At 45.0% G+C, this 25,923-nt stretch carries 26 protein-coding genes and 1 rRNA gene; 20 read left to right on the top strand and 7 right to left on the bottom strand.

All coding sequences use genetic code 11. The annotated features are described in order from the left end of the window. Positions 1–54 precede the first annotated feature (54 nt). Positions 55–167: ribosomal RNA gene (gene rrf / locus HPS53_RS08045) — 5S ribosomal RNA — on the top strand. A 130-nt stretch (positions 168–297) separates the two neighbouring features. Further along, positions 298–846 (top strand): DUF4268 domain-containing protein, encoded by a 549-nt coding sequence (locus HPS53_RS08040; RefSeq protein ID WP_172205535.1) that lies wholly within the window; start codon positions 298–300, stop codon positions 844–846. A gap of 294 nt (positions 847–1,140) precedes the next feature. Here the strand turns inward: HPS53_RS08040 and HPS53_RS08035 are convergent, their stop codons facing one another. Together HPS53_RS08035 and HPS53_RS08030 are read right to left on the bottom strand one after the other, a co-directional pair. Next, a complete protein-coding gene (locus HPS53_RS08035; RefSeq protein WP_216651902.1) occupies positions 1,141–2,040 on the bottom strand; it encodes a transposase in 900 nt (299 codons plus the stop codon). A 79-nt stretch (positions 2,041–2,119) separates the two neighbouring features. Continuing rightward, entirely contained in the window at positions 2,120–2,467 is a 348-nt protein-coding gene (locus HPS53_RS08030) for a transposase family protein (protein WP_172205534.1), read from the bottom strand. A gap of 302 nt (positions 2,468–2,769) precedes the next feature. Between HPS53_RS08030 and HPS53_RS08025 the strand changes: the two genes are divergently transcribed. From HPS53_RS08025 to HPS53_RS07940, 18 genes are all read left to right on the top strand, one after another. Beyond that, a complete protein-coding gene (locus HPS53_RS08025) occupies positions 2,770–3,828 on the top strand; it encodes an alpha/beta hydrolase (RefSeq protein ID WP_172205533.1) in 1,059 nt (352 codons plus the stop codon). 140 nt (positions 3,829–3,968) lie between these two features. Further along, entirely contained in the window at positions 3,969–5,129 is a 1,161-nt protein-coding gene (locus HPS53_RS08020; RefSeq protein ID WP_172205531.1) for a PAS domain-containing sensor histidine kinase, read from the top strand. A 127-nt stretch (positions 5,130–5,256) separates the two neighbouring features. Continuing rightward, positions 5,257–5,751: an RNA polymerase sigma factor gene (locus HPS53_RS08015; RefSeq protein ID WP_172205530.1), complete on the top strand. Its 495-nt coding sequence runs from the start codon at positions 5,257–5,259 to the stop codon at positions 5,749–5,751. Between the two features lie 4 nt (positions 5,752–5,755). Then, entirely contained in the window at positions 5,756–6,502 is a 747-nt protein-coding gene (locus tag HPS53_RS08010; protein ID WP_172205529.1) for a hypothetical protein, read from the top strand. Between the two features lie 39 nt (positions 6,503–6,541). Beyond that, entirely contained in the window at positions 6,542–7,354 is an 813-nt protein-coding gene (locus HPS53_RS08005) for a hypothetical protein (RefSeq protein WP_146078687.1), read from the top strand. A 223-nt stretch (positions 7,355–7,577) separates the two neighbouring features. Then, on the top strand, positions 7,578–7,751 hold the full coding sequence (locus tag HPS53_RS08000) for a hypothetical protein (protein WP_172205528.1): 174 nt from the start codon (positions 7,578–7,580) through the stop codon (positions 7,749–7,751). Between the two features lie 1,161 nt (positions 7,752–8,912). Next, a complete protein-coding gene (locus HPS53_RS07995; RefSeq protein WP_172205527.1) occupies positions 8,913–9,398 on the top strand; it encodes a MauE/DoxX family redox-associated membrane protein in 486 nt (161 codons plus the stop codon). 135 nt (positions 9,399–9,533) lie between these two features. Then, positions 9,534–11,102 carry a tetratricopeptide repeat protein gene (locus HPS53_RS07990; protein WP_172205526.1) on the top strand — a complete coding sequence of 523 codons (1,569 nt, stop codon included), beginning with the start codon at positions 9,534–9,536 and terminating at the stop codon, positions 11,100–11,102. 4 nt (positions 11,103–11,106) lie between these two features. Continuing rightward, complete coding sequence (locus HPS53_RS07985; RefSeq protein WP_172205525.1) at positions 11,107–11,505, top strand: DUF1573 domain-containing protein; 399 nt, start codon at positions 11,107–11,109, stop codon at positions 11,503–11,505. Positions 11,506–11,625: 120 nt separating this feature from the next. Further along, complete coding sequence (locus HPS53_RS07980; protein WP_172205524.1) at positions 11,626–12,330, top strand: bacteriocin fulvocin C-related protein; 705 nt, start codon at positions 11,626–11,628, stop codon at positions 12,328–12,330. A 20-nt stretch (positions 12,331–12,350) separates the two neighbouring features. Further along, a complete protein-coding gene (locus HPS53_RS07975) occupies positions 12,351–12,779 on the top strand; it encodes a hypothetical protein (protein WP_172205523.1) in 429 nt (142 codons plus the stop codon). A 232-nt stretch (positions 12,780–13,011) separates the two neighbouring features. After that, positions 13,012–14,949: a WWE domain-containing protein gene (locus tag HPS53_RS07970; protein WP_172205522.1), complete on the top strand. Its 1,938-nt coding sequence runs from the start codon at positions 13,012–13,014 to the stop codon at positions 14,947–14,949. Between the two features lie 228 nt (positions 14,950–15,177). Beyond that, complete coding sequence (locus HPS53_RS07965) at positions 15,178–15,711, top strand: DUF177 domain-containing protein (RefSeq protein ID WP_172205521.1); 534 nt, start codon at positions 15,178–15,180, stop codon at positions 15,709–15,711. Positions 15,712–15,723: 12 nt separating this feature from the next. Further along, positions 15,724–15,912, top strand: coding sequence for a 50S ribosomal protein L32 (rpmF, locus tag HPS53_RS07960; RefSeq protein WP_104369462.1), 189 nt, complete (start codon positions 15,724–15,726; stop codon positions 15,910–15,912). Beyond that, entirely contained in the window at positions 15,912–16,931 is a 1,020-nt protein-coding gene (locus HPS53_RS07955) for a beta-ketoacyl-ACP synthase III (RefSeq protein WP_104369463.1), read from the top strand. Before rpmF ends, HPS53_RS07955 begins: the two co-directional genes overlap by 1 nt. An 89-nt stretch (positions 16,932–17,020) precedes the next feature. Next, positions 17,021–17,902, top strand: coding sequence for a GTPase Era (era, locus tag HPS53_RS07950; RefSeq protein WP_104369464.1), 882 nt, complete (start codon positions 17,021–17,023; stop codon positions 17,900–17,902). A gap of 72 nt (positions 17,903–17,974) precedes the next feature. Then, on the top strand, positions 17,975–19,288 hold the full coding sequence (gene der / locus HPS53_RS07945) for a ribosome biogenesis GTPase Der (protein ID WP_104369465.1): 1,314 nt from the start codon (positions 17,975–17,977) through the stop codon (positions 19,286–19,288). Positions 19,289–19,310: 22 nt separating this feature from the next. Next, positions 19,311–19,736, top strand: coding sequence for a hypothetical protein (locus tag HPS53_RS07940; protein WP_172205520.1), 426 nt, complete (start codon positions 19,311–19,313; stop codon positions 19,734–19,736). 226 nt (positions 19,737–19,962) lie between these two features. Here the strand turns inward: HPS53_RS07940 and HPS53_RS07935 are convergent, their stop codons facing one another. From HPS53_RS07935 to HPS53_RS07915, 5 genes are all read right to left on the bottom strand, one after another. Then, entirely contained in the window at positions 19,963–21,045 is a 1,083-nt protein-coding gene (locus HPS53_RS07935; protein ID WP_172205518.1) for a linear amide C-N hydrolase, read from the bottom strand. Positions 21,046–21,284: 239 nt separating this feature from the next. Beyond that, the gene (locus tag HPS53_RS07930) at positions 21,285–23,435 is read right to left on the bottom strand and encodes a sensor histidine kinase KdpD (protein WP_253942846.1); all 2,151 of its coding nucleotides are present in this window, start codon (positions 23,433–23,435) and stop codon (positions 21,285–21,287) included. A 209-nt stretch (positions 23,436–23,644) separates the two neighbouring features. After that, entirely contained in the window at positions 23,645–24,409 is a 765-nt protein-coding gene (locus HPS53_RS07925; RefSeq protein ID WP_172205516.1) for an ABC transporter ATP-binding protein, read from the bottom strand. Positions 24,410–24,671: 262 nt separating this feature from the next. Continuing rightward, positions 24,672–25,418, bottom strand: coding sequence for an ABC transporter permease (locus tag HPS53_RS07920; RefSeq protein WP_104369469.1), 747 nt, complete (start codon positions 25,416–25,418; stop codon positions 24,672–24,674). A 189-nt stretch (positions 25,419–25,607) separates the two neighbouring features. After that, positions 25,608–25,769 carry a hypothetical protein gene (locus tag HPS53_RS07915; protein WP_158249578.1) on the bottom strand — a complete coding sequence of 54 codons (162 nt, stop codon included), beginning with the start codon at positions 25,767–25,769 and terminating at the stop codon, positions 25,608–25,610. Between the last annotated feature and the right edge of the window lie 154 nt (positions 25,770–25,923).

The following is a 25,923-nucleotide window of genomic DNA, read 5'->3' as shown; positions in this document are numbered from 1 at the left end:
GTTCATGTTATTTTTTCTGTCTTGTGTGTGATAGTCATCCTCGATAAAGCCTTATCAGGTGGTTATTGCGGCGGGGTCCCACCTCTTCCCATTCCGAACAGAGAAGTTAAGCCCGCCTGCGCCGATGGTACTGCGATGCAATGCGGGAGAGTAGGAGGCCGCCTTTTTTCCGTTCCCCCGGACACGTCATGGTGTCCGGGGGAACTTTTTTTGTGTCCCCGCGTCATGCGTTCCGTCAGGTGGCGGCCTTTGCGGGTCACCCGATAGACATATGGGGCTTACGCATATGAGATTCAATTGATAAAGATAGACCATAGTCCGGCCGCGCCGGTTTTCAATGTCATAGCTAAACCCAATGGATGGAGCAAGGATGTTAGAAGCTCTTCAAGTCAGGTTTCTTCGGATAATAGAACGGATTCGGAGATGGCACGATATGAGTTTTGGTCATCTTTCTGTGAGTATATGGTAGCTAATCCATCCGATAAATTCAGAACCCAATCCCCTTCATACAGCCATTGGATGAATATAGCCATCGGCCGTTCCAAGTTTCAGATCTCACTGCTTTTGAATGCAAAAGAGCGGAAGATCACCGTTCAGCTTTACTTGGGTGGCGAAATGGATAAAAAGAGTTTCGATAGATTGCTTTCCTATAAAGAGGAAGCGGAAGCTGCTATTGGACATGCTTTGGATTGGAGAAGGCTTGAGGGAAAGAAGACATCGACGATAGATTTATATAAGCAGTGTGACTATACGGATAAGTCTGTCCAGCCCGAACTGTTTGAGTGGTTAAAGACATATACGGATAGGTTTGTTGCTTCTTTCAGGCCAATCATCAAGAAATTGTAACATGGTTGTTATTGCCGTACTGTCGTTGTCTTAAAAGAAGCTGGTCTTTATCACATAATTACCCGCTTTCTCATCTTCATGGAGTAATGTGTCTATTCTTCAGTTATACATGTCTGTTGGTATTATGATATGGTTGACACAATGTGAACCGTGAAGTCCATTACGCCGACCGGCGTAATGGACTTTACTTTTATTGTATGAAGCGGCAATTGTTTATATCGGCATAACCGGTCTTTTGCGGGTCAGCAGCAAAATCCGGTTGAAGTGTTAAGAATTTCCGAGAGTAAAAAAATATTAGGCACACAGTTTGGACAGTCGGAAAAGGAAGAATGGAATGTCCGTCACTCCCCGGAACTGGCTTCTGAATGCTTTGACTTTGGCATTGAACGATTCTGCTCCTGCATTTGTGGACCGGTTTATGAAGTAGTTCAGGATAGTATCATAGTGATTGCGGAAAGTCTCGGTGACTGTGCGGAACTGTCCTCCGTCCATTTCATCCACTTTGTTATACCACCGGGCAAGATTTAGCCGTGCTACATCCTTATCTACTTTCTGATTGAAAATGTCAGTCAGATCCATAGCAAGATCGTAGGCTTTTTTCAGCTCCGGGTAGAACTCAAAGATGATGTCGGCTCTCCACCGCTGTGAGTGTGTCCACTTCGAGGCGTGTTTGGTGAGGATGTATTTTGCTCTGGCAAGCAGTTGCTTGCGAGTGTCACCGTTGGCGTAGCGAAACGGGACATAAGCCACGCCTTCCTTACGACAGCGTGCCATTTCATCGTTTTCAATGTCGCGGGCCATCCATCGCAGGGAAATGCGCAGTTCGTCGATGGCATCATAATAGAGTTTATGGACATGGAAGCGGTCGTTGGTGACAGTTGCCTTGGGGAATGACCTCCGGGCTATGAGCATCATGGATGATGACAGATCCAGTGTAATCTCTCTGACGGTATTGCGCTTTACAAGCGGTATCTTTTCAAGAACGGCCATGACGGCCTCGGCCTTTGTGCCGCATATGGCGGCAACCAGTGCTCCCTTGCCGCCATGAGCGTCGCGGTTGGTAACGAAAGTATAAAGCTCGCCGCAACTTAGAGATGACTCATCAATGGCGAGATTAGGACCGATATTCTGAGGATACAGAATATATTCCCCTGCATGGTCAAGCTGCTTACAGCTTCGGTAGTCACTGGACATTTCCTTGTATTGCCTTGACAGATTGGCCCCGTTTACACCATAGTGCGCCCCTATGGAACGGATGCTTTCGGGTGTTGACTCAATCCGCTTCTTTTAAAAAAGCTACGAACTCAGGGGTCAGGCGTGAGCCTTCTTCCGTCATGTCGTAGTCGTAGGTGAATATGCTTCCATCCTCTGTATCTCGCCATTTCCTGCGCCTCACATGCAGGAAAACCGCTTTGCCGCGTATGGGGAAATCCTGTATTTTACGCTCGTCTGTAAATCCATATTCGCGGACTGTCCCTTTCTTGTAATCCTCGAGTGACATATAACCGCGCTCATCAAGCCTGTAGTCCAGTTGATTGTCGCTTTCCTTATAATCAACAAACTCAAAATTCTCTGTTATAAATTCCGGAAATATTGTCCGTAATACTTGCCATTGTTTCATTCGGCAAAGTTCTCCTTTTTTCTCCTTTTTAACAACCGCTTTTTTACATTGACCCTCTTTTGCCATGCTCACGTTTTGTGTAAGACGAAATAACATAATCTGTGGCTGCAGGCACAATACTCATGAGATTTAATTATATAAAATAATATATGGGATATTCATAATCGGTAATCTTGGTTGTTTATTCGGGCAATTGTCCACGGCATATTTTCGGGCATTGCTGTAATTTTGCGGTGGATAGAACGGTTTACGGCCTGTTGTGCCAATACCGTATTTTAATAATGAAATCAAGAAAATCTATTATGAGTATTAAGACAATCGTTGTGACATGTCTGATATCCGCCGCTACTTGCGTTGTGGCGCAGACAAACAGAATTCCGGAGACGGACAATACGGCAAAGTTAAATCTGACAGAGGAATGGGATAAGACTTTTCCGAAGAGCGACAAGGTAAACCACAGTAAGGTTACGTTTGTAAACCGTTTCGGAATAATGCTTGCGGCAGACATGTACGTGCCTAAGAGTGCGGAAGGCCGTCTTGCGGCAATAGCGGTCTGTGGTCCTTTCGGAGCGGTAAAGGAACAGTGTTCCGGGCTTTATGCTCAGGAGTTTGCAGAACGAGGGTTTATCACTGTCGCTTTTGACCCGTCGTTCACAGGTGAGAGCGGCGGAACACCACGCAGTGTGGCTTCTCCCGATATCAATACAGAAGATTTCAGTGCGGCGGTGGACTTTCTTACCACTCTGGATAATGTGGATAAAGAGCGCATCGGGATACTCGGTATTTGTGGCTGGGGCGGTTTTTCGATCAATGCAGCTGCCGTCGATACACGTATCAAGGCTACTGTGGCTTCCACGATGTACGATATCAGCCGTTGTCAGTCGGCCGGATATTTCGATGCTTCCGACAGTGATTCCGCGCGTCATGAAATGCGTGTCCGGCTTAGCGCTCAGCGCACGGAGGACGCTCATACCGGCACTTACAGGCGTACGGTGATGAATCCGGAACCTGACGCCGATGCCCCGCAGTTCATGAAGGATTATTACGGCTACTACAAGACATCCCGAGGCTATCATCCGCGTTCCGTAAACTCCGGTCTCGGGTGGAACGCGACATCATCTATCACATTTGTCAACGCCCCAATTCTTGCCTATGCCGACGAGATTCGTAGCGCCGTGCTTCTTGTCCATGGCGAGAATGCGCACTCGCGCTATTTCAGCGAAGACACTTTCAAGTCGCTCAAAGGCGGCAACAAGAGGTTGCTCATCGTTCCGGGAGCCGTTCATACCGATTTATACGACAAGACAGATGTCATTCCGTTCGACGAGATTGCCGGGTTCTACATGACATATTTGAAATGAAAGTGTTGCCGGAATATACCGTTTGCCTATCGTTCCGGCCGGTATCATGGCGGAGAGAGGATTTGTTGAATTCCTCTTTCCGCCATGATTGTACAATATAACAGCCTCTTTACCGTTTAAAATATATTATCCGAATTGTTATGCAGTGGACAGACCGTATCAGACAGGTGAAGATAATTCTGGTGATTGCCGCCGTGTTGATAGCCGTGGCGTCGCTGGCGGTGTCTCATTTTCTGGTCAGGGATCTGTCTGACGAGGAACGCACGAAGATGGAGATATGGGCGCAGGCATTGAACGCGTTGAACAATGCCGACGAGAACACCGATGTCTCCCTTGTGCTCAACGTCATACAAGGCAACAACACCATCCCCGTGATAGTGATGGACCCGGGCGGACGGGTCACTGACTATCGCAACATCGACATCAAGGCCGGCAACGAGGCCGACTCCATCGCATACGTGGCCGAACTCGGTCGCCGCATGTACAATAGCGGGCGGTATATCCGTGTCGATTTCGGTACCGACCGAAAAGACTACCAGCTCGTTTGCTACGACGAGTCGACGATGCTCAAGCGCCTCTATTCGTATCCTTACGTGCAGTTGGGCATAGTGTTGATATTTGTCGTCGTGGCTATCTTCGCACTTCTTTCTTCAAAGCGTGCCGAGCAGAACAAGGTGTGGGTGGGCCTTTCCAAGGAGACGGCACACCAGCTCGGCACTCCCATTTCGAGCCTCATGGCGTGGGTCGAGATACTGCGCGAGAACTATCCCGACGATGAACTTATTCCGGAGATGAACAAAGACGTGCGCCGTCTGGAACGCATTGCCGAGCGTTTCTCCAAAATCGGTTCGCTGCCGGAGCCTGTCGACGCGAGCATGAACGAGGTGCTCGACCATGTTGTCGACTATATGGCAAGACGGACATCGGCCAGTGTCGACATCGTCCATCGCTTCCCCGACCATGACGTACGGGTGAGGATGAACGCCTCGCTCTTCGAGTGGGTGATAGAAAACCTCTGCAAGAACGCCGTCGATGCCATGGAAGGCCGCGGACGGATAACGCTCACCATGTTCGACGAGCACGACCGTGTGGTCATCGAGGTGGCCGACAACGGAAAGGGCATACGCCGCAAAGACATAAAAAACGTGTTCACACCGGGCTTCACTACCAAGAAACGCGGCTGGGGCCTCGGTCTCTCGCTCGCCAAGCGCATAGTAGAGGAATATCACAAGGGGCGTATATACGTGAAAAACTCGGAGATTGGCAAAGGCACTACGTTCAGGATAGAACTTCAGAAATAGATGGTTGTATGGTGAAAGCCTTGCCGCTTCTTTCAGTCCGATATCCGGTATATTGATTAATATATGTTAAAGACTGTTTGCATGTTATGTTCTTGTGTGTCTTTATATTGTAAACAGCTTTGAAGATATGGACGAAAAATCATTTGAGCATATAGCCGGGCGCCTGCGCGACAGGGCCGCCATGCAGGCACGGCGGTTCGGACTCGACATTGCTGATGCCGAAGACATAGCGCAGGATGTTATGCTGCGCATGTGGCAGATGCGCGACGACCTCGACCGCTTCCGTTCGCCGGAGGCTTTGGCCATGACTATCGCCCGCCGTCAGGTGCTCAACTCTTTCAGACGCAGGCAGCCGGAATCAATGGATGCCGTACCGGCAGACTTGGCGAGCACCGCATACGGCCCGTTAGAGGATATCGAAGACAAGGACAATGAGGAGTGGCTCGCCGCCCGACAGGCCCGGCTTCCAGAGACGTGGCACACCATATTATATATGAGGCAGGTGGAGAGATGCGGTGGTTCGGAGATTGCCGCCCGGCTCGGTATAAAGGAATCGTCGGTGCGTACATTGCTTGCCCGGGCCAGAAAGATATTGCTTGAGAAAATGAAAGAAAGGAGGTAGAACAATGAAGACAAATCACTCAAAAGAGTACATCGCCATACTGATAGACAGGTTTATGGCCGGAGATACCACAGTGGATGAGGAGCAGGTGCTGGGAGATTATTTCCGGACAGCCCGTGACATACCGGAGGAATGGAAGGCGTATAAAGATATGTTTTCATATTTTGACGACGGGATGCGCGAAAGGCGCCCGCCGCTGCGCATCGCATGGCCGGTGCGTTCCCTGTTGACGGCTGCCGCTGTGGTGCTGGTGCTTTTCGGTATCGCCGTTGCGGGGTGGCAGTTCCGCTCCGGTGAAGAGCAGCCGCGCCTTTCATGCAATGCAGATGTGCCGGCGGTCAGTCCCGGCCGCGCTCCGACTGCCGGAATGGAATCCCGTGAGACAGACTTAGACAATCGCCTTGCCGTAACCGGTGTGGAGAAGCCTGCCACAGAAAAATCCGGCGGTAACCCACGGATGAATAAAAAGAATAAAGCCGGACAGAACCGGCTGACGTATGAGAAGCCAATGTCAGACCGCACACCGGCCGCATCTTCGGAGAAGCCGGCAGAGATGACTCCCGAAATGATTTATGCCCGTGAGAAAGCGGAGTGTCTTGCCGCAATGGAGGCCGTCCGACGGGCAGACAACAATGAGGTGATGTTGCAGGCGTATGAGGCTATGATGCAGAGAAATGCAAACTATATACTCGTGAACGATGAAGACGATAACTATAAAATCGTCGCCCGTGATGCTGTTATTGTATTGTGACACATATTCAATTAATAACCTATTATAAAAAGAAGAATTATGAAAATCAGAAAAATCGCAGTCTTGTGCATGGCCGCTGTATGCGCCATGCCGGTTTTCTCTCAGGAGAATATAGTTGAGACGTTTAAGCGACTGGAAAAGCGCGTCGACCTGATAACGGGCGAAAACCACGTGAAGGGCATAGACAAAGCGACGGGCGAGGTGAACAGCACCACGGATGTATACGTTTTTTCGCTCGGTAAGGAGGATGTCAATCTGATTGATGATGTAAAGAGAGAATTTGCCAAAGACCGTGAGTCGGCCGCCAAGATATTCTCCCGCTCAGGTACCGGCGCTCTCAAATCACGGCATTCCGTTATCTCCGTCGGATCGGGCGACTTGAAGATAAATGTGGGGAGCAATGACCCTAAATCCAGTTATATGGTGATGGTCTTCCCTGATGTGAAGGATACGGCCCGCAACCGCCGCCATGTGTATGCCATTGAGTGGAAAGAAGACGGCAATGGCGGAGCCGAAATGTCGTTGATTGCCGATTATGGTGCCAAACCGGAGCCAAAGAAGGCATCGCATTCCACGTTTGAAAGCGATACGGAAGCGGAAACCCAATGGCTTTATACATTCAATATGTATATCAAAAGCATGAAGAGGGCGCTGGAAAGAATCAATAAAGGAGAACTTACAGTATTCCCGACAGAGATATATAAAAGCAGTTTGAAATGTCCGGTGAAAGACGCTGAAATGCGCAAATCATGTGCAGGAGAGTTGCGTGCGATAGCCGCGAAACTGACTTCTCCTGATGCGAAAATAGAGAAAGACCTTCTACTGAGAGCGGCCGATGCGCTCGAGAAATAGCCGCAGGCCGTTGTCCTTACGCCTTTAAACAACAGGGAGCGCCACTAAAAAACGCTCCCTGTTGTTGTATGAATATAGAGACTATTTGTAATTTTGCCGCCCAAGAAATATTGTATCTGTTGTAAATATGCGGTTTACAGCCATTTAAGATTGATATGAAAGGGCTGAAAGACGACTATACACACATCTCGTTTTTGCCCTTGACGACAGCTACTTCGAGGCGATGGACGCTCTTGAGGTGAGAAAGGGCGATGTGGCTGTCGACCTGTTCGTGAGGCGGGCTGCCGAGAGTTGCTTCTATTTGAGCTTTCATATCTCGGGCGAGGTGATGGTGTCGTGCGTTGCCGACCGTTCGGAACTATCTTTACAAATTGCTTTTCAAAACTCACTTGTTTAAAAATAAAAGTCCGGCGTCCGGAAATACGCGAGTTTTCGGATGGTTTGTGTAATTGCCTGTAAATCAGTTGTATATCTATTTTGTGTCTCGAGCGATGCCAGGAAAGCCTCGTTTTGGAAAGTCCGATCCGGCCGTTTAGTATCCCGTTGGGTTGCATTTAGCGTCCCGTTGCTTCCCAACGAGTATCTAAACGCCGCGCAACGGACGGCATAATGCAACCCAACGAGCCGCTGAATGCACGTTTTTGGCAAATCGGCCGATTGTCTGCCGGCCGCTTATCGCGATATATATCACAGTATATATCACATTGTCCACTCTGTTTCGATGAAAAATAAAGTGTTAAATTTGTGATAAAATAATTACAAAATATCATACCGTCGGGGGCCGTCGACAACAGTTTGATATGCCCGTGGCTTGCGCTATTTTACCGTCGTATTACGATAAGCGTCAAAATGTGTTGTGACATGCACCGAAATACACGTCAATTAATATCTCGTTATAACGCAAACAAATAAGTCATTAATTGCGCCGCAATTAATGACTTATTTGTTTGCGACGGTATCTGGCTTGTTTGCCTGTTTCCGATATTATAAAACATTGGTGTCCGGTAAAACTTTTCAATGTATTTTTCGCCATTCTGTTTGTCGGATAGCTGATGTAACTGCTGTACAGGAGTACTGAAATTACAAGAAAGTGGCATATATGGCCTTTATATAGCCATTCTAACGAAGTTCATGCGCTTATATGTTGGTGGATGTTTCAAAAGTAAGGCGCGTTTTACCGGACAGCGAACTTGGCTTGCCCAAAAGAGGGCTTGTCCATGAACAAAACCAGAAGGAATAAGTGCTATGACATGTTTACCGGACACCAAATAATTATAAAAGTAGGTAATCTTGCAAATATTTTGTAGCTTGATACAACACTTTTTAAAGAAACTTAACCCGTGTGGTCTTTTGGCTTTTCTTTGTCCGTTGCCGGAGTTGATATAATCCCAAAATCTTATACAGTTAAGGTGTTCTTAATCTGATTTGTTGTATTTTTTTTATTAATTAACAATCATCATGTAAATGTATCAATTATATTTTATATATTTGTAAAATAAATAAACACAAAAAACACACAGTAATTTTTGTAACTATAACTTTAAACAAATAATAAACAATGGCTTATATGTATTTTTTCAAAAATCTATGCACGTATGTTTTAGGAATTATCTTTATAATATCTGGATTGGCTAAGTTCATGAATATTGACGCTTTTGCCAATGAAGTTGCTCAATATTCGGAAATATATTTTGGGTCATGGCTTGTAAGTGCAAGGAGTTGGATTGCTGTTAGTGTCTGTATGACGGAGATTATGATTGGACTATTGGCCTTTTATAAAAAGCTCGATGTAATTATAGGAATTTTATTTCTTGTCGCGATATCATTTTTTGTTTTTCTAACAGGTGCCAATTATCTTTTCCCTCCGTCAGGAGGCAGTATAGAATCTTGCGGATGTTTTGGGGAATTGTTATCTTTTACAGCCCGGACATCATTTTATAAGAGCATTATATTATGGATTATATCCGTTTCGAATATATTTGTTATTATATATGTGTATAAAAAGAAAAAAATAGCTCTTTGCACAACCTGTGTTGAAAAATAACATGATAGATTGTCTGTTATGAATAATGCAATATATCATATTTTGTTGATAAAACATGGACGAGAGAACATTATATCCGCCATAGTTTTTATAATGACACTTCTTGGTATTTGTATAGAAACAAGCGGAGTGTTTATGGATGATATTGTATTGCCAAAATGGATAGTCTGTTATGTGTTGGCTGGAATTGCGCTGGTATTTGTTTCTATTACGTTAATAAATGCTTCACACTACGCATGTCTTTCCTGCAAGTCCATTGTGTTTTGTATTGGATTACTTGCTATATCATTATCAATGTATGGCGATAGATATTTTCAGTGTGTTTTTATAAAAACTGTATTTTTTTTATCTGTTTTTCTTCTTTTCAGAACATATCGTGATTCTAAAAAGATTGTTGAAAGTCTGAAGAACGCATTGATAGCAGGTTCTTTGTATTCTCTCTTTGTTATATTCTGCTTTCGACAGTCTACTAACGTCCTTATGGCAGGAACATATGACAACAGCGCCGGTCTGGCATTCACATTGTCTGTGACGGCTGTTTTCTTATTTCAAGACTGTAAACGAAATAAAAACTCTTTTTATTTCATATTAAAAATGATGATAGTGACAATGTTAATAATTACCATATTTATTTCCGGCTCGCGTACAGGGGTAATTGCGGTATGTGTTAGCGGAGTTGTAATATTATGTTCACGCCACAGGTATATAATCTCTGTCGTTTGTTTCTTTATAGTACTTACTCTAATGCTATTCAAACCTGCCTCAACAAGCGGCCGTGCACTTATTTATACCGTATCTGTTTCAATGTTAGATTCCGGTAAGAATATATTATTCGGAAGAGGCTCCGGGGGCTTTAGGCGTTCATACATGACATATCAGGCAAGGCATTTACGATGTGAGACAGAGAATAAGAAAATGCTTGCAGACAACGTCAAGCATCCATTAAATGAAATTCTTTTTTTCATGGTAAATTATGGCTTGATTCGTTTTTGTTTCCTTGCAGTATTATTATATATGTGTTTTCGCAGTATATATTCTGGAACATTTGTCATAGGATTGTCTGCTGTGATTATTATATTCACGATATTCTCATATCCATTCAGTTATCCATTGACATGGATTGTCACTGCGTATGCATTAGCTAATATAACAGACAATATTCCTATAAAAAATATGGAATCTCTTAAACCAATGTCGTTGGTAATGTTTATCGCCGGTATTGGTATTATTTCTTATTCTTTCTTATATGCGAAATGGCAGAAAGAATGGGAGAATGCATACGAGGATGTATGGATAGCTCAATATCCTAGTGCTTTACAAGAGTATGAAAGACTTTCAAAATCTGTTTTTGTAAATCCGGAGTTTCATTATAATTATGCGGCCGGTTTATTGCAGGCTGGGCGGAGCCGTCAAGCGCTTGTCGAGCTTGACAAGTGCGACATAATAGATTATGACTCTATGCTTCTTAGGGGAGAAATATATGCGGAGGAGAAAAATTATGACAAGGCTTTGGCCTGTTTTAGACAGGCAGCTGCAATGTGTCCAAATCGCTTTGTCCCTCTATTTGCTATTTACCAGATTTATGAAAAAACAAATGATGTGAAAGCGAAAGAAAATATTGCTAATAAGATTCTTACCAAGCAGATTAAGATACCGTCAGTTCGTATTAACGATATTATAAACTATATTAAGCAAACAAGGTGAAGTTATGAATACAAGATTATTTATCCTGTCACTGATTATTGGGTGGCTGTTTATTGGCTGCTCTGGAAACGGTGAGAAAAAAAGTCGTTCTGTTGGAAACATGTATGTTGAACAGGCTTATTTCAATTGCGGTGAGATGAACAAATCCCAAACACATATCAAGAATTTCCATTTCGTACTAGAGAACAAGGGTGCGAATGTTATATCGATACACAATATAGATGTCTCGTGTGGCTGTGTAAAGATAGATAGTGCTCCCCAAACAATTCTTCCCGGAAAAGAAGAAATGATTTCCGGTCATATTGATATAACGAATCAATCAGGAAAACTAACCAAGCCTATATATGTGAATTTTGATGACAACCAAGTTGTGCTTTTACGTATTATTGGTAGTATAAAATAGTCAAAAAAATAGCCGTCGAGTGAAAATGACAGTATACGTAAAACCTATTTTATGAGAGTAATGTATTTAAAGTATTAGTTCATTTTTTCACGGTAAGTATTAATTTAAATAGTTGTTTTTATGAAAAAAGTAAAGTTTTTTGCGGCAATTTGGATTTGCCAGCTATTTTTTACAGCATGCTCTCAAGACTATGATCCGGTCTACAGTTGTGACAAACAGATTGACGCATGGGTTAAATCCAATGTTGATGAAGTGCATGCCATGACCCGTGCCCAGTGGAAAGGGCTTAGTAATAAGGTCAATGTGGCTGTTTATAGAGCGTTTACTCCTGAACAGAAAATAAAGTTCTGGCAGGAGAAATTCGCTGAAGTGAAGTCCTTGAACTGGGATACAGAAGAACTTCACCATATACAGAAAGCAGAAGACTTTTTTATGGCTCATCATGATGTCTATTATGAAGGCCGAAGAACGGATGAAGAATTAGATGAGATAGATAAGTTCTTTTATACTTGGCAAAAAGAAGCGGAACGTAATTTTGGGTGGACAAAAGAAATAGCTTATTCTATCGCAGGAACAGGTTTGGCATTAAAAGACAGAAAGGGTACACTTGAAATAAGGAAAAAATCACTTCGCTCAAGTGCAAAAATGGCAGTTGCGTCAGAATCCGGAAATGACAAATCAGAGTGTAATTGTAATACGGAAAGTAATATATCTTGTTTTCCTACTGTTAGTTATCCATGTGAAGACGCAGATTGTATAGGAACCACTATGGGCTGTGGCTGGCTTTGGGTATCAGAATGCGATGGTCGTTGCGGTGGCCTTTAATATGTTAAAATTAAATGATTATGAATATATATCGTGAATGGCTTAAAATAGCAGGTCTGTCACTCTTACTGTTTATTCTCACCTGCTGGACAGCCGGAATCCATTTTGCTCTGGCAGCCGGAGTGGAAAGTGTTTGTTTTCTTGTATTCACATGGTATTGCCTGAAAAAATACAAATCGGAAGCCATGACAACAACGATGATTGTCATAGCAATCATTGTTGGTCGTTTTATATGTGAGATACCTCTCAGAATAAATGATTTTGGAGGGACACTTATTTCAATCTCTGTGCCTGTTATCTGTCTTGCAAGTATTTTTATGGGTGTCTTGTGCTTTTATAAAAACAAAATGTATGTTTGGGGAATTTGTCTTGCGCTTATTCTTGCATACAGTTTTGTAGTGCCATGCGAATGGTTTTTATATTGGCGAGAGAATTTCTCTGATAAATAGCACGTGGACATAGCGCGGCGATAAATGAAAGCTGACAGTTCATGCGGCTAAAAAATGATTGGATGAGCCGGAGTTAATGGGCAAAGACTATAGTATATATGTTCATTAACTCCGGTAAAATTCACGGACGAAATGCCGGTTTGGCTTGATTATATATCGTCAAGATACAATGTTATGAGCAAGAATACGAGTATTTCTAATTTTATTATTAATAAAAATACAGATAAATATAATGAGAAAAGCTATTCTCGAGGTTATATGTCCGGTTTTTGCAGCTCTTATATTCATGGCATGTGATGGTAACACCGAAACGGCGATGAATATAGCCCAAAAGAATAGTGGAGAATTGCGGAAAGTAATAAAACATTATAGCGGAACGAGTGGAGATGACCGAATCAAGTGTAAAGCTGCTGTGTTCCTAATCAGCAATATGGCAGCCCATTATACCGTCAGCAGTGCCGGTATAGATTCTTTTGCGACTAAAGTCCATAATTCAGACACGGTAATTGGTACAGGACAACTGAAAAGTATATGGAAAGAAATGAGGAAATATGACATAAACCGTACGAAAATTTTAGATGTGCGTGTATTAAATGCCGATTATATCATAGATAATATAGACAACGCTTTTAAGACATGGAAAAACACTCCATGGCATAAAGATGTGAGTTTTAATTTGTTTTGCCGTTACATTTTGCCGTATAGGGTGCAATACGAACGTCTTGCTCCTATTGGATGGCGTGATTCTCTGTGGCATGAGTATGAAACTCTTATTAGGGATGTTTCTGATATCAGAAAGGCTTATGCTAGGGTGTATACGGCATTGCAAAGAAAAATGTTGATAAAGTCATTTGACTATCCTTATCTGCTTGATGTCATTGACATGGAGCGTATAAATAAAGGTTCTTGCCTGCAAAGATGTGTTTATATGGCGATGGTGATGCGGGCACTAGGTATTCCAGTTGCAGTAGAAACTGTAGACCGTTGGGCAAATTACAGTACATCAGGGCACTCGTGGGTAGCGTTAGTTACAGATGACGGTGTTTTTACTGTGGCGGAAAGAGATTCTGTGGCACGATGCTGCAATCCTGTAGATGCATCGACTTTTCCGTTAAGTTTCAAAGCGGAAAAAGAATTTCCATATAGACTTGACTTTAAGAAAAAGTGTGCCAAAATAAAGCGTATGACATTTGAGATAATTCCATCAGATTATAATGACAATGAGGCGGATGAAGAAACGCGTGGGATGTTTATTAACCCTTATCTCGCGGATGTTTCAGCAAATTATAGGCTTAACAATGTTTTAAGTATCAGAAATAATACAGACTCTAAGTATTGTTATCTTTGCATTTATGAAACCGGACGTGGATGGCGTCCTGTGGCATGGGCAAAAAAGGAATATGGTATGTTCAAATTCAGAGATATAGGAGATTCCATTGTTTATATGCCCGCTGTGTTTAGGAGTGGGGAGTTGACTGCGATAGAAACTCCATTTCTCTTTGCGAACGAGAAAAAATACATGAAAAAAAACGGTAAATTGCGTAGAATTATCATAGACCGTAAATATCCGCTTGTGGGCGCACATGTCAAGAACTGGGTAGAGTTGCGCGGTGGATATTTTGAAGGCAGCAATGACCGGGATTTTGCAAACAGCGACACATTGTATAAAATAAATCAAATACCCATATTTCGCAATAAAATTGTTATAGAGTCTTCGAAGAAGTATAGGTATGTGAGATATGTATCACCGGAAAATCGCCGAAGCCCATTGACAGAACTGGAGTTTTGGAATGAGAATACCATGTTGTGCGGTAAGCCTTTTGCTATGAATGCAGAAAAAGTTGAAAGATGTTTTGACGGTGACACTTTCACGACAATGATAAAGCAAGAGAAAGGATATTCCATCGGTTTGGATTTTGGGAAACAGCAATCAATCAGTCATATTGTATTTTATCCGAAAAATGATGGTAATTTTGTAATCCCGGGTGATAAGTATGATTTGTTTTATTATAATGAAGGATGGCTTTCGCTTGGGGTACAGGTAGCTTATGGCTTCTCACTTGTATATGATGGAGTACCGGAAAATGCCCTATTGCTTTTAAAAAACAAGACTCGCGGTAATGAGGAGCGGATTTTCACATACGAAGATGGTAAGCAAATATGGTGGTAGTCACTTTTACCACTATGGGAGTTATCACAAGTTCTTTCTTTTGTATGGGGCCTAAATCTGGCAAAAACGGCAAGTCTACAGATTTATGTAAGGTACTTATCCTAAACTCACTCTTTCGCATTTTTTCACTTTTCCCGTATGTATGGGCTAAAAAAGCGTCTCTCTTGTTGCCCGAATGAAAAAATATTTGTAACTTTGCCGCCCGAAACAATATTGTATCTATTGTAAATGTGCAGTTTACAACCTTTTAAGATTGATTTGAAAGGGCTCAAAGACGATGAGACACGCATCTCGTTTGCCCTGGACGACAGCTACTTCGAGGCGATAGACGCCCCCGAGGTCAGGAAAGGCGATGTGGCTGTCGACCTGCTTGTAAGGCGGGTCGCTGACAGTTGCTTCGATTTGAGCTTTCATATATCGGGCGAGGTGACGGTGCAGTGTGACCGCTGTCTCGATGACATGCCACAGGCGATAGTTACAGACAACCGCATGGCGGTTAAGTTCGGCGACGAATACTCGGAAGACGATGACCTCGTGACGGTGCCCGAGGACGACGGTGTTCTCGACACGGCGTGGTTCATCTACGAATTTATAGCTTTAAGCATCCCCATCAAGCACGTGCATGCACCTGGAAAATGTAACCGTGACATGATAGAGACGCTCGCAGAGCACTCAGCTACCCGAAGTAGTGAAGGGGAGGCAGATAAGCCTATGGATCCGCGATGGAGTGGACTATTGAAGATTAAAGAACCAAAAGATTAAAATTAAAGAATTATGGCACATCCTAAAAGAAGACAGTCGAAGACTCGTACACTTAAAAGAAGAACCCATGACAAGGCAGTAGCTCCCACACTGGCAGTATGCCCCAACTGCGGCGCTTACTACGTATACCACACAGTATGCCCCACTTGCGGTTATTACAGAGGCAAGGTAGCTATCGTTAAGGACGAAGTGGCTGAATAATGGAAAAGATAAACGCGATAATCACCGGTATCGGCGGCTACGTTCCCGACTATATCCTCAACAATGAGGAACTGTCGAGAATGGTAGACACCAATGACGAGTGGATTATGACGCGTGTCGGCATCAAGGAGCGGCGTATACTCACCGAGGAAGGCCTCGGCACGTCATACATGGCGCGCAAGGCGGCAAAAGATCTTCTCCGGAAGACCGGCGTGGATCCCGACACCATCGATGCTCTCATAGTGACCACATCTACTGCCGATTACAAGTTCCCGTCCACCGCTTCAATCGTGCTGGGCAAGTTGGGATTGAAGAACGCCTTTGCGTTCGACATGTGGGCCGCATGCTGCGGATTTCTCTACACTCTCGACACGGCGGCAACGATGATACAAAGCGGTCGGTACAAGAAAATAATTGTAATCGGAGCCGACAAGATGTCGTCGGTGGTAGACTATAAAGACCGCAGTACATGCGCGCTTTTCGGAGACGGAGCGGCCGCTGTGCTTGTGGAGGCCACCACAGAGCAGAATATCGGAGTGATGGACTCGCACTTCCGCACGGACGGAAAGGGTCTGCCTTTCCTGCACCTGAAAGCGGGAGGCTCGGTCTGCCCGCCGTCGCACTTCACCGTAGACCACCGTCTGCACTACCTCTATCAAGAGGGTCGCACGGTGTTCCGCTATGCAGTGACGAGCATGAGCGACGACTGTGCCCTCATAGCGGAGCGAAACAACCTCGACAAGAGCAACATCGCTTACGTGGTGCCCCATCAGGCAAACATGCGCATCATCGAGGCCGTGGCCAAGCGTCTCGACCTGTCTATGGAGCAGGTTATGGTGAACATCGAGCATTACGGTAACACCAGTGCCGCCACCATACCGCTGGCGCTGTGGGACAATGAGAGCAAGCTCAAGAAAGGAGACAACCTTATATTCACGGCTTTCGGAGCCGGGTTTGTACATGGTGCGTCATACTACAAGTGGGCTTACGACGGCGCGTCGGTAGCGGGAGCGAAATAATAACAACAACAACAATACATCATAAAGAAAACGCATCCTAACTATGATTAAGGTGCGTTTTTTTTCTCCCTCATCATAACATCGTATATATGCATAAGGCAGGATTCGTGAATATTGTGGGAAATCCCAACGTGGGCAAGTCGACGCTGATGAACCAGCTTGTGGGTGAGCGAATATCGATAGCCACTTTCAAGGCGCAGACAACGCGCCACCGCATAATGGGCATAGTCAATACGGACGACATGCAGATAGTGTTTTCCGACACTCCGGGCGTGCTCAAACCCAATTATAAGTTGCAGGAGTCGATGCTCGCTTTCTCCGAGTCGGCCCTGCAAGACGCCGACGTGCTGTTGTATGTCACCGACGTGGTGGAAAATCCCGAGAAGAACAAGGACTTTCTCGACAAGGTGTCGCGCATGAAAGTGCCTGTTCTGTTGCTTATCAACAAGATAGACCAGAGCGACCAGAAGACGCTTGGCGACACGGTGGAGCGTTGGCACAGCCTGTTGCCCAACGCAGAGATTCTGCCTATCTCAGCTCTGAACAAGTTCGGGGTGGACATCCTGTTGCGCCGCATAAAGGAACTGTTGCCAGACAGTCCGCCGTATTTCGGCAAGGATCAGCTCACAGACAAGCCGGCGCGTTTCTTCGTAAGCGAGATTATCCGCGAGAAAATATTGCTCTATTACGACAAAGAGATACCTTACTCGGTGGAAGTGCGTGTGGAACAGTTCAAGGAAGACGACCGCCGTATACACATCAACGTGGTGATCTATGTGGAACGCGATTCGCAGAAAGGCATAATCATCGGTCATCAGGGTGTGGCGTTGAAAAAAGTGAGCAGCGAGAGCCGTAAGGCCCTCGAACGGTTCTTTGGCAAGAGCATTTTCCTTGAAGTGTTCGTCAAAGTGGATAAGGACTGGCGCAGTTCGAAGCGCGAGCTTGACAGTTTCGGGTATAATCCGGATTAGTAAGGCACGGTATGGAAAAATTGGGGTATATATCGGAGTGAGGAAAGTATATAGGGTATAAAAAGTGATAGCATGGCAAATTTAGTAGCAATAGTAGGACGCCCCAATGTGGGAAAGTCGACACTTTTCAACCGTCTGACCAAGTCGCGCCAGGCCATTGTCAGCGATGAGGCCGGAACGACACGCGACCGCCAGTATGGCAAGTGCGAGTGGAACGGACGGGAGTTTTCAGTAGTAGATACCGGCGGATGGGTGGTTAATTCAGACGATATCTTCGAGGAAGAGATACGCAAGCAGGTGATAATAGCCACGGAGGAGGCCGATCTCGTGCTCTTTCTTGTGGACGTGATGAACGGCGTGACAGACTGGGACGAGGATGTGGCGATGATTCTGCGCCGTACCAAACTGCCGGTAATTCTCGTGGCAAACAAGACGGACAATAACGATATGCAGTATTATGCGGCCGAGTTTTACTCGCTCGGTCTGGGTGAGCCGTTCTGCATAAGTGCCGCTACGGGTAGCGGTACGGGCGACCTGCTCGACATGGTCGTGGGCAAGTTGAAGTCAGACAACAGTGAGTTGCTCGAAGAGGGCATTCCCCGGTTTGCCATCGTCGGAAGGCCGAATGCCGGCAAGAGCAGCATAATCAACGCTTTCATAGGTGAGGACCGCAACATCGTAACCGAGATTGCGGGCACCACGCGCGACAGCATATATACCCGTTACGATAAGTTCGGCTTCGATTTCTATCTCGTGGATACGGCAGGTATACGCCGTAAGAACAAGGTCACGGAGGATTTGGAGTTTTACAGTGTGATGCGTTCTATCCGGGCTATAGAGAACAGCGACGTGTGTGTGCTGATGATAGACGCCACTCGCGGCATAGAGGCTCAGGACATGAACATCTTCCAGCTCATACAGAAGAACAACAAGAGCCTCGTTGTGGTGGTGAACAAGTGGGACCTTGTGGAGGATAAGACCCAGAAGGTGATAGACACTTTCGAGAACGCCATACGGAAGCGCATGGCTCCGTTTGTCGATTTCCCTATAATCTTTGCCTCGGCAATCACCAAGCAACGTATATTCAAGGTGCTTGAGACTGCAAAGGATGTCTATCTGAACCGCAAGGCCAAAATCGGCACGTCGAAACTCAACGAGGTGATGTTACCTCTCATAGAAGCATTCCCGCCGCCATCGATAAAAGGTAAATATATAAAGATAAAATACTGCACGCAGTTGCCGAATACGCAGATACCTTCTTTCGTGTTCTATGCCAATCTGCCTCAGTATATCAAGGAGCCTTATAGGCGTTTCCTTGAAAATAAGATACGTGAGAACTGGACGCTTACGGGTACTCCGATAAACATCTTCATCCGTCAGAAGTAAAACCGCTTAACGGGTCTTGAACATGACATTGACATCTTTCAGGCGATTTATGGCAAAGGCCGCTATATTGTTGCAGATGGCAGTCGTTGTGCTTTTTGTGTCGTGTGGCGGTGAAGTATCACCGCAAGAGTTGGCCGCTGTCAGTGCCAAGGGCTATTACGAGCACCTTATATCAGGTGAGTATGAAGCCTATCTGTCGGGTGTGAACATGGCCGACAGTCTGCCCGAGGGTTACCGCGAGCAGTTGCTCACCAATGCCAGGCAGTTCATGGCCCGACAGAAAGAGGAGCATGGCGGCATAACGGGAGTGTCGGTGGTTGGTGCAAGCACAGATTCGGTTGCAGGTCACACCAATGTTTTTTTGCTGTTGTCTTTCGCCGACAGTCTGCGTGAAGAGGTTGTCGTGCCGATGTTGGAGGTGAGGCCTTCGGAATGGCGTATGAAATGATCGCCATTTATTTGGTATACACGTTGTGAACGGTGTATGATGGGATGTTTTCCGATATAAGAGAAATTGGTATGTCAAAACTGTTTTTTCACTTGTCTGGGGCTGTAAACAAACGTTTTTGATATCAGACAAAATAATTAAGCCACGGAGATACAGAGGCTGATGGGCGTAGAACGCTTCCCTCTCTATCTCCGTGGCTTTGTTTATTCATGCGTATTCGATTGGTTTATCTTATGTCAACCGTGAAAAAATGCTGTTCTTTATGCTTGTCGAGAGGCGCAGAGTGATATTTTGTTTTGACGAAATCAATCTTGTTGAGGTCGATACAACGTATGTCGCTGTTGTACATCGTGCGGTAGTATATCTTTCGCCCGCTGATGTCTGTTGCTGCGGTCCACTGTGTGGCGCTTGGAATATCCGGCGGTGTGACGTTGTGTGCGCTTTCAGTTCCTATCGGCACATCAAAGTTGTTTAATATGTGGAAGCATTGTGTTATTGTCTTTTCCGCTGTCGCTTGTCTTGGCGCTGTGGTCTGGAAGTATGCGGCCCTGATGAAGCGTGAAGGCGGTGTGAAATCTCCCGGAAGTCCGAGAAGACCGCTTCCGGCTCCTGTGGAGTTCAGTTCCGTCTCGCCGAGATACTTTGATTTTACCGTGCCGGGAAACAGATTGATGTAGTTGTTGAGATTTGTCATGTGCCACTCGAAGCCGGGCGCGTTTGTCAGCACACCGAGTGTGTTTTCATGGAATGCAGGTTTGCCGTCGGTTATTTCCAGAACGACCTGACGTCCGCTGCTGTCTATGATGCGCCAGTGGGCTGTAGACGCTCTGCTGTCTATCGTTACAATATGTATTTTGGATATCGCTGTTTTCATTTCATCGATGGTCTTGAAGTTGCCGAGGATCCACGGCACGAGTTGAAGATCGCCGACAGACATTGATTTGTGCCGCGGGTCATATTGTTCATACTTACCATATTTCGGGAAATAGAACAGTCCGGCCGACAGTCCGGCCTCGTTTATGCCTTCAACGACAAACTCCTCCATCTCGACGGCCATGCCCACGTATCCGTATTTGGCCTCGATTGTCATACCTTCTTTCTTTCCGGACGGTGTTATTGCGTTCTGTTTGTGTTTTCTCGGCACCACTATAAGCCGGCTGTTCAGGTCATTGCCGTTCCATTCTATCGTGCGGGCCACGACGGTGTTGCCGTCGGCTGTCTTTAATGTGATACCGGTGCATGCCTCAGACGGAGTGGCGCATGCCAGCGACAATACTGCCGAAAATAAATATGTGTATCTCTTTTTCATAATGATGTAATTGTTAGTTGATAACGATTGCAAATATACGGATAAAAGTTCTGTATGCTGTAGCCTTTTTACCATTATTACAATATGTTATGTAGGGTTTGGTTACGCATAGTGAAATAATATGATTTAATATAAAAAGAAGTATTGTATTGAAACGGGTATTGATAATAACCTATAATGGCACGGCTTCTTGCCGTGCCATTATAGGTTATTATCGTATGCGATAGGTGTGCTTTTCGTTAGTTTGCTGGCATCGCTGTAGGTTGGATGTCCGTGGGAAGGACAAGCACGAAGCGTGCCCCTTGGGTATAGGCGGTGTCTACAAATATTTCTCCCGACAGTTTTTCGGCGATTAACCGGCAGATATTCAGGCCCAGACCCACTCCTTGCTTGAAGTCATCGAGTTTCTTGAACCTGTCGAATATGGTCTCGGCTTCTTCCGGAGGAATGCCCACTCCGGTGTCTGTGACAGAGAATGTAAGCTTGCCTGGATTTTCTGTTGTGGAGCAGTGCAATCTTATTTCGCCTTGTTCAGTGTATTTCTCTGCGTTTGTGAGCATGTTGATGAATACTTGGTCAAGTCGTTTCGCATCTGTGACAAACTCATAATCATCGTCTACCTCCGACGTGAAATACAGTTTCACGTTCTCCGGTTTACGGTGTATCACTGTATTGACTGCCATTGCCATCATCTCATTGCATTTGTGCTTGGCGAATGTCAACTGGTAGTTGTTGCTCTCCAACTCAGATATTTTCAGTATGTCGTTGATTAGTGTCATCAACAGCTCCGTGTTGTTGTTTATGATGACACCGAATTTGGCTTTCTCTTTATCTGAAAGTTCCATTTCCTGTTGTAACAGAAGTTGCGAGAATCCCACTATGCTGTTTAGCGGAGTGCGTATCTCATGGCTCATGTTCTGTATGAACTTGGTCTTCATGTTGTTTGCCGCTTCGGCCTCGTTGCGTGCTATTACAAGCTCGTTGTTTTTAGCTTGCAGCACTTTCAGTGTCTTTTCTCTCAGCCGCTTGCGGTTTAACAGATATATAATGAATACGATAAGTATCATTATGGCCACACCGGATAATAGAACTTTCGTCCTTGTACGGTTTTTGTCGGCCTCGAATTTCATTATCTGCTGTTCGTTGAACATCTGGTGCATCACCTTCTCGCTTTCATGCATGCTGATGTTGGCTTTCATCTTCTGAGCCTCCAACTCTGCGTTTTCAAGCATTATTTTTTGTTTTTCAGCATGCTCTTTCTCTGCGAGAATCTTTTGTTGTAGTCTTTGTTGCTCGAACATCGCGTTTTGCATCTCCACTTTCATCTTCTCGTTCTGCAACTTGTCGTATCCCATTTGCGCGTTGATCTCGGCGATATCGTTGTCGTGTATGGTGTAGAATGTCGAGTCGTTGAATCTGTTCAGCCTCGTATGGTATTTGTATGCCTGTTTCCAGTCGTTTCTCTGCTTGCTTATTTCAAGAAGCATGTTAAGTTTTACATCGGGTCTTGATATTCTCTCGGCATATTTCAAGGCTTCATCCGTATTTCCTTCGAGCAGGTTCCTGTATGCTTCCAACTCGTTTGCCTTGCCTGTGTAGTTTTTGGCGAGTGTGAGCTTGTTTTGCCGTGCCGTGATATTGGAGTATTCCTTGTCGAACTTACGCTTGTCTTTTTGGAGAAAATAGATCTTTGCCCTGTCGAACATTGCCAGCAGTTTGCTGTCGTCCGATTTGGTTTCCTTAATGGTTCGGGTACATATATTCTCAGCTTCCGAATAGTATTTTTCTTTTATAAGACATTCCGTATAAGGTCTTGTTATATCGCCAAGATCCTGATCGGGCAGGTTTGCCACGTGGTAATCGAACGCTTTTTTGAATGATTCGAGGGCCAGTTTGTTGTTTCTGCGGTGGCTGTATATATTACCGAGATTTTTCAAACTGTAATATATACCGTAACTGTTGTTGTCACTGATGGCTTCCTTGTGCATGGTCTCCGCTTTCCGAAGTGCCTGAAACATCCTGTTTTGCGCGATGTCGTGAAGTATATCCATCCTCAGGGCGAAATAATAGTATTGCGTGTATCCGAAAACTTTGGCCAACTGTTTCATGTTTTCCACCGTCTTGTCAAACAGGCTTTTGTTTTTCGCGTCTATGCCGTAGTGCTTTACTTGTACCGCAAGTGCGATACACTGTGCTTTTTTATCTCCGTTTTTTACGGCTTCGTCAAACATTTTCTTACTCAGCCTCAAACCTTCGGCGTTGTGCACATTGGCTTCGGCTTCCTTATACATGTCGTACAGCCTGTCGTCTATTTTATACAGGTTGCTTTGTGCGTTTACGGCTATTATGGCAGTAGATATTAATATGATAATAGTAAAAAATCTTTTCATTCCTGATTAGAGTTGATGGGCAAAGGTAATGATTTTTATTTTAAAAGTTATTCAAGTATGTAAAAATACTTCATAATTTGTATTATGTTTACAGTATCTGGCCTTTTATTTATTTTCTTTTGCAGAAGCAAGAGGAGTGCAGGTGTGTTTTTCTTGTTGCCTGTAGATATGCGTAAAGGTCGTTACTGTTGTTTCGGCAGTATGTCAAACTATTGTCTGCCGGTCACCGCTTTACGCATTTTTTTCAATAAATCGCTCGCAAAGATGAAATCCGTGAGTTTTTGATTGTCAGAGTCCATGATGTCTTTACTGTGACCCTGCCATTCCTTGCGGCCTTCATATATATATAGGATATTGTCGCCGATGCCCATCACCGAGTTCATGTCGTGTGTATTTATGATTGTCGTGATGTTAAATTCTTGCGTAATGCCTCTCAGCAGGTCGTCTATCACGAGCGATGTCTTGGGGTCGAGTCCTGAATTCGGTTCATCACAGAAAAGGTATTTGGGATTCAGCGCAATGGCTCTCGCTATCGCCACGCGCTTTTGCATACCTCCCGAAATCTCTCCCGGATACTTGTTTTCAGCCTCGGATAGGTTTACCCTGTCGAGGCATGTACGTGCGCGCTTGATTCTCTCTTTAAGGTTCATGTTCGAGAACATGTCGAGTGGGAACATTACGTTTTCCAGAACGGTTAGCGAGTCAAATAATGCCGCACTTTGGAAAATCATGCCCATCTCGCGGCGCAGCATGATCTTCTCTTTCTTAGACATAGCCACGAAGTCGCGCCCGTCATACAAAACTTCCCCGCTCGTAGGGTCGAGAAGACCCACGAGATTTTTCATCAGTACGGTCTTTCCGCTTCCGCTCTGTCCGATGATAAGGTTTGTCTTCCCGTTTTCAAACACCGCACTGATGTCTTTTAACACCTGTCTGTCCTCAAACTGCTTACAGAGATTTTTTATTTCAATCATAGTTTATAGCTTCTTTGCTTTTTTACACGTTACTTATGCATCCGGCATTCACATAAATATCAAACTCCTCGCTTTCTTCATCTGGTTTATTGCGGTCTCATTGGCATGTATTTTAATTGGCTTGATTGCCGATGGAAGCTTCTTTACCGGTGCTTTGCGGATTTCTTTCCGCTGTTTTACTGATTATTTTCCGGCTTTTCCTTATTTTATTGTCTATGTCTTTCCGCTTTATGACGGTCTTTTCAGTGCTTGCTTCCGCTGCTTACGACAGCAGTTGGGTGAGGAATACGTCTGAGCAGAGAATCAGTACGCTGCTGCTGACCACGGCATCCGTGCTGGCCTTTCCCACATTTACCGAGCCGCCATCTACCGTATAGCCGAAAAACGACGGTACGCTCGATATGATAAAAGCGAAGAATATGCTTTTGATGATGCTCATCCACACGAACCAGGAATTGAAAGAATGCTGCAGGCCGAGTGTCAGATCTTCAGGACTGAGCACATGCCCCACGTATGCCGTAGCGTATGCGCCGAGTATACCTGTGGCCGAACTGAAAATTACGAGAAAGGGCATAATCGTTATCAGACCGAGAATCTTTGGCAGTATGAGGTAGCACGCCGAGTTTACTCCCATTATGTCAAGGGCGTCTATCTGTTGGGTAACCCTCATCGTGCCGATTTCCGATGCTATGTTGGAACCGACCTTTCCCGCGAGGATTAGACACATGATGGACGAGGAGAATTCGAGCAGCATGATCTCACGTGTGGTATACCCAGTCACCCAACGCGGCATCCAAGGGCTTTGTATGTTTAGCTTCATCTGTATGCAGATGACGGCACCGATGAAAAACGATATGAGCAGAACGATACCGATGGAGTTGACTCCCAGTTGCGACATTTCCTTGACATACTCCTTGAAGAACATACGCATGCGCTCTGGCCGCTGGAATGTGCGTCCCATCAGCATGAGATAGCGTCCCAATGTGTTTAGATATTTGAACAATAGCATTTGTCAATCATTTTTATGTCTGCAAAAATAACCAAAATACTCTAAAAACCCTACTTTGGATAAAAGTTTTTTGGATCTCACGGCTGATATTACATTCTATTTAACGTGCGTTTCATCCGTATTACGAATTTTGCCGGCAGACGGAAGTAATACCGCCTGCCGGCAAAATCATTTTAAAGAGATTGGGCGTCATCCCCGGTCGTCGGTTTCGGGGTCTACACTCATTTCTCTTGCGGCGTCCCTCACTTCTTTCTCCGTGGGGTTCTCTCCATCCGTTATCACTTGTTGGATGGGCAGGCCCTGGTTCATTTCAGGGTAGTCCGCGATTGTTGTTTTTCTTGAATAGTCCATAATGTTATCCTTTCATAAATTAGTTAGACATTATCTCCTGTCTGCATGTCGGCCGTCGGCTTCGGATACAGGGAGATGATGCGAAGATACGAAAAACTATGGCAGGCCGGTTCGCTAAGCCGTCGTTTCTAAATCTTTTTCCGCTTTTTTATGA

The sequence above is a fragment of the Prevotella sp. PTAC genome (assembly GCF_013166535.1).
GTDB lineage: Bacteria > Bacteroidota > Bacteroidia > Bacteroidales > Bacteroidaceae > Prevotella.
The sequence above is the reverse complement of the archived record's forward strand: the minus strand, read 5'-3'. Positions and strand labels throughout refer to the sequence as shown.

Excerpts from the sequence above, each read along its gene's own strand:
- HPS53_RS08035 (WP_216651902.1), bottom strand. The coding sequence starts at position 2,040 with ATGTCCAGTGACTACCGAAGCTGTAAGCAGCTTGACCATGCAGGGGAA.
- HPS53_RS08030 (WP_172205534.1), bottom strand. The coding sequence starts at position 2,467 with ATGAAACAATGGCAAGTATTACGGACAATATTTCCGGAATTTATAACA.
- HPS53_RS08025 (WP_172205533.1), top strand. The coding sequence starts at position 2,770 with ATGAGTATTAAGACAATCGTTGTGACATGTCTGATATCCGCCGCTACT.
- HPS53_RS08020 (WP_172205531.1), top strand. The coding sequence starts at position 3,969 with ATGCAGTGGACAGACCGTATCAGACAGGTGAAGATAATTCTGGTGATT.
- HPS53_RS08015 (WP_172205530.1), top strand. The coding sequence starts at position 5,257 with ATGGACGAAAAATCATTTGAGCATATAGCCGGGCGCCTGCGCGACAGG.
- HPS53_RS08010 (WP_172205529.1), top strand. The coding sequence starts at position 5,756 with ATGAAGACAAATCACTCAAAAGAGTACATCGCCATACTGATAGACAGG.
- HPS53_RS08005 (WP_146078687.1), top strand. The coding sequence starts at position 6,542 with ATGAAAATCAGAAAAATCGCAGTCTTGTGCATGGCCGCTGTATGCGCC.
- HPS53_RS08000 (WP_172205528.1), top strand. The coding sequence starts at position 7,578 with ATGGACGCTCTTGAGGTGAGAAAGGGCGATGTGGCTGTCGACCTGTTC.
- HPS53_RS07995 (WP_172205527.1), top strand. The coding sequence starts at position 8,913 with ATGGCTTATATGTATTTTTTCAAAAATCTATGCACGTATGTTTTAGGA.
- HPS53_RS07990 (WP_172205526.1), top strand. The coding sequence starts at position 9,534 with ATGGATGATATTGTATTGCCAAAATGGATAGTCTGTTATGTGTTGGCT.
- HPS53_RS07985 (WP_172205525.1), top strand. The coding sequence starts at position 11,107 with ATGAATACAAGATTATTTATCCTGTCACTGATTATTGGGTGGCTGTTT.
- HPS53_RS07980 (WP_172205524.1), top strand. The coding sequence starts at position 11,626 with ATGAAAAAAGTAAAGTTTTTTGCGGCAATTTGGATTTGCCAGCTATTT.
- HPS53_RS07975 (WP_172205523.1), top strand. The coding sequence starts at position 12,351 with ATGAATATATATCGTGAATGGCTTAAAATAGCAGGTCTGTCACTCTTA.
- HPS53_RS07970 (WP_172205522.1), top strand. The coding sequence starts at position 13,012 with ATGAGAAAAGCTATTCTCGAGGTTATATGTCCGGTTTTTGCAGCTCTT.
- HPS53_RS07965 (WP_172205521.1), top strand. The coding sequence starts at position 15,178 with ATGTGCAGTTTACAACCTTTTAAGATTGATTTGAAAGGGCTCAAAGAC.
- rpmF (WP_104369462.1), top strand. The coding sequence starts at position 15,724 with ATGGCACATCCTAAAAGAAGACAGTCGAAGACTCGTACACTTAAAAGA.
- HPS53_RS07955 (WP_104369463.1), top strand. The coding sequence starts at position 15,912 with ATGGAAAAGATAAACGCGATAATCACCGGTATCGGCGGCTACGTTCCC.
- era (WP_104369464.1), top strand. The coding sequence starts at position 17,021 with ATGCATAAGGCAGGATTCGTGAATATTGTGGGAAATCCCAACGTGGGC.
- der (WP_104369465.1), top strand. The coding sequence starts at position 17,975 with ATGGCAAATTTAGTAGCAATAGTAGGACGCCCCAATGTGGGAAAGTCG.
- HPS53_RS07940 (WP_172205520.1), top strand. The coding sequence starts at position 19,311 with ATGACATTGACATCTTTCAGGCGATTTATGGCAAAGGCCGCTATATTG.
- HPS53_RS07935 (WP_172205518.1), bottom strand. The coding sequence starts at position 21,045 with ATGAAAAAGAGATACACATATTTATTTTCGGCAGTATTGTCGCTGGCA.
- HPS53_RS07930 (WP_253942846.1), bottom strand. The coding sequence starts at position 23,435 with ATGAAAAGATTTTTTACTATTATCATATTAATATCTACTGCCATAATA.
- HPS53_RS07925 (WP_172205516.1), bottom strand. The coding sequence starts at position 24,409 with ATGATTGAAATAAAAAATCTCTGTAAGCAGTTTGAGGACAGACAGGTG.
- HPS53_RS07920 (WP_104369469.1), bottom strand. The coding sequence starts at position 25,418 with ATGCTATTGTTCAAATATCTAAACACATTGGGACGCTATCTCATGCTG.
- HPS53_RS07915 (WP_158249578.1), bottom strand. The coding sequence starts at position 25,769 with ATGGACTATTCAAGAAAAACAACAATCGCGGACTACCCTGAAATGAAC.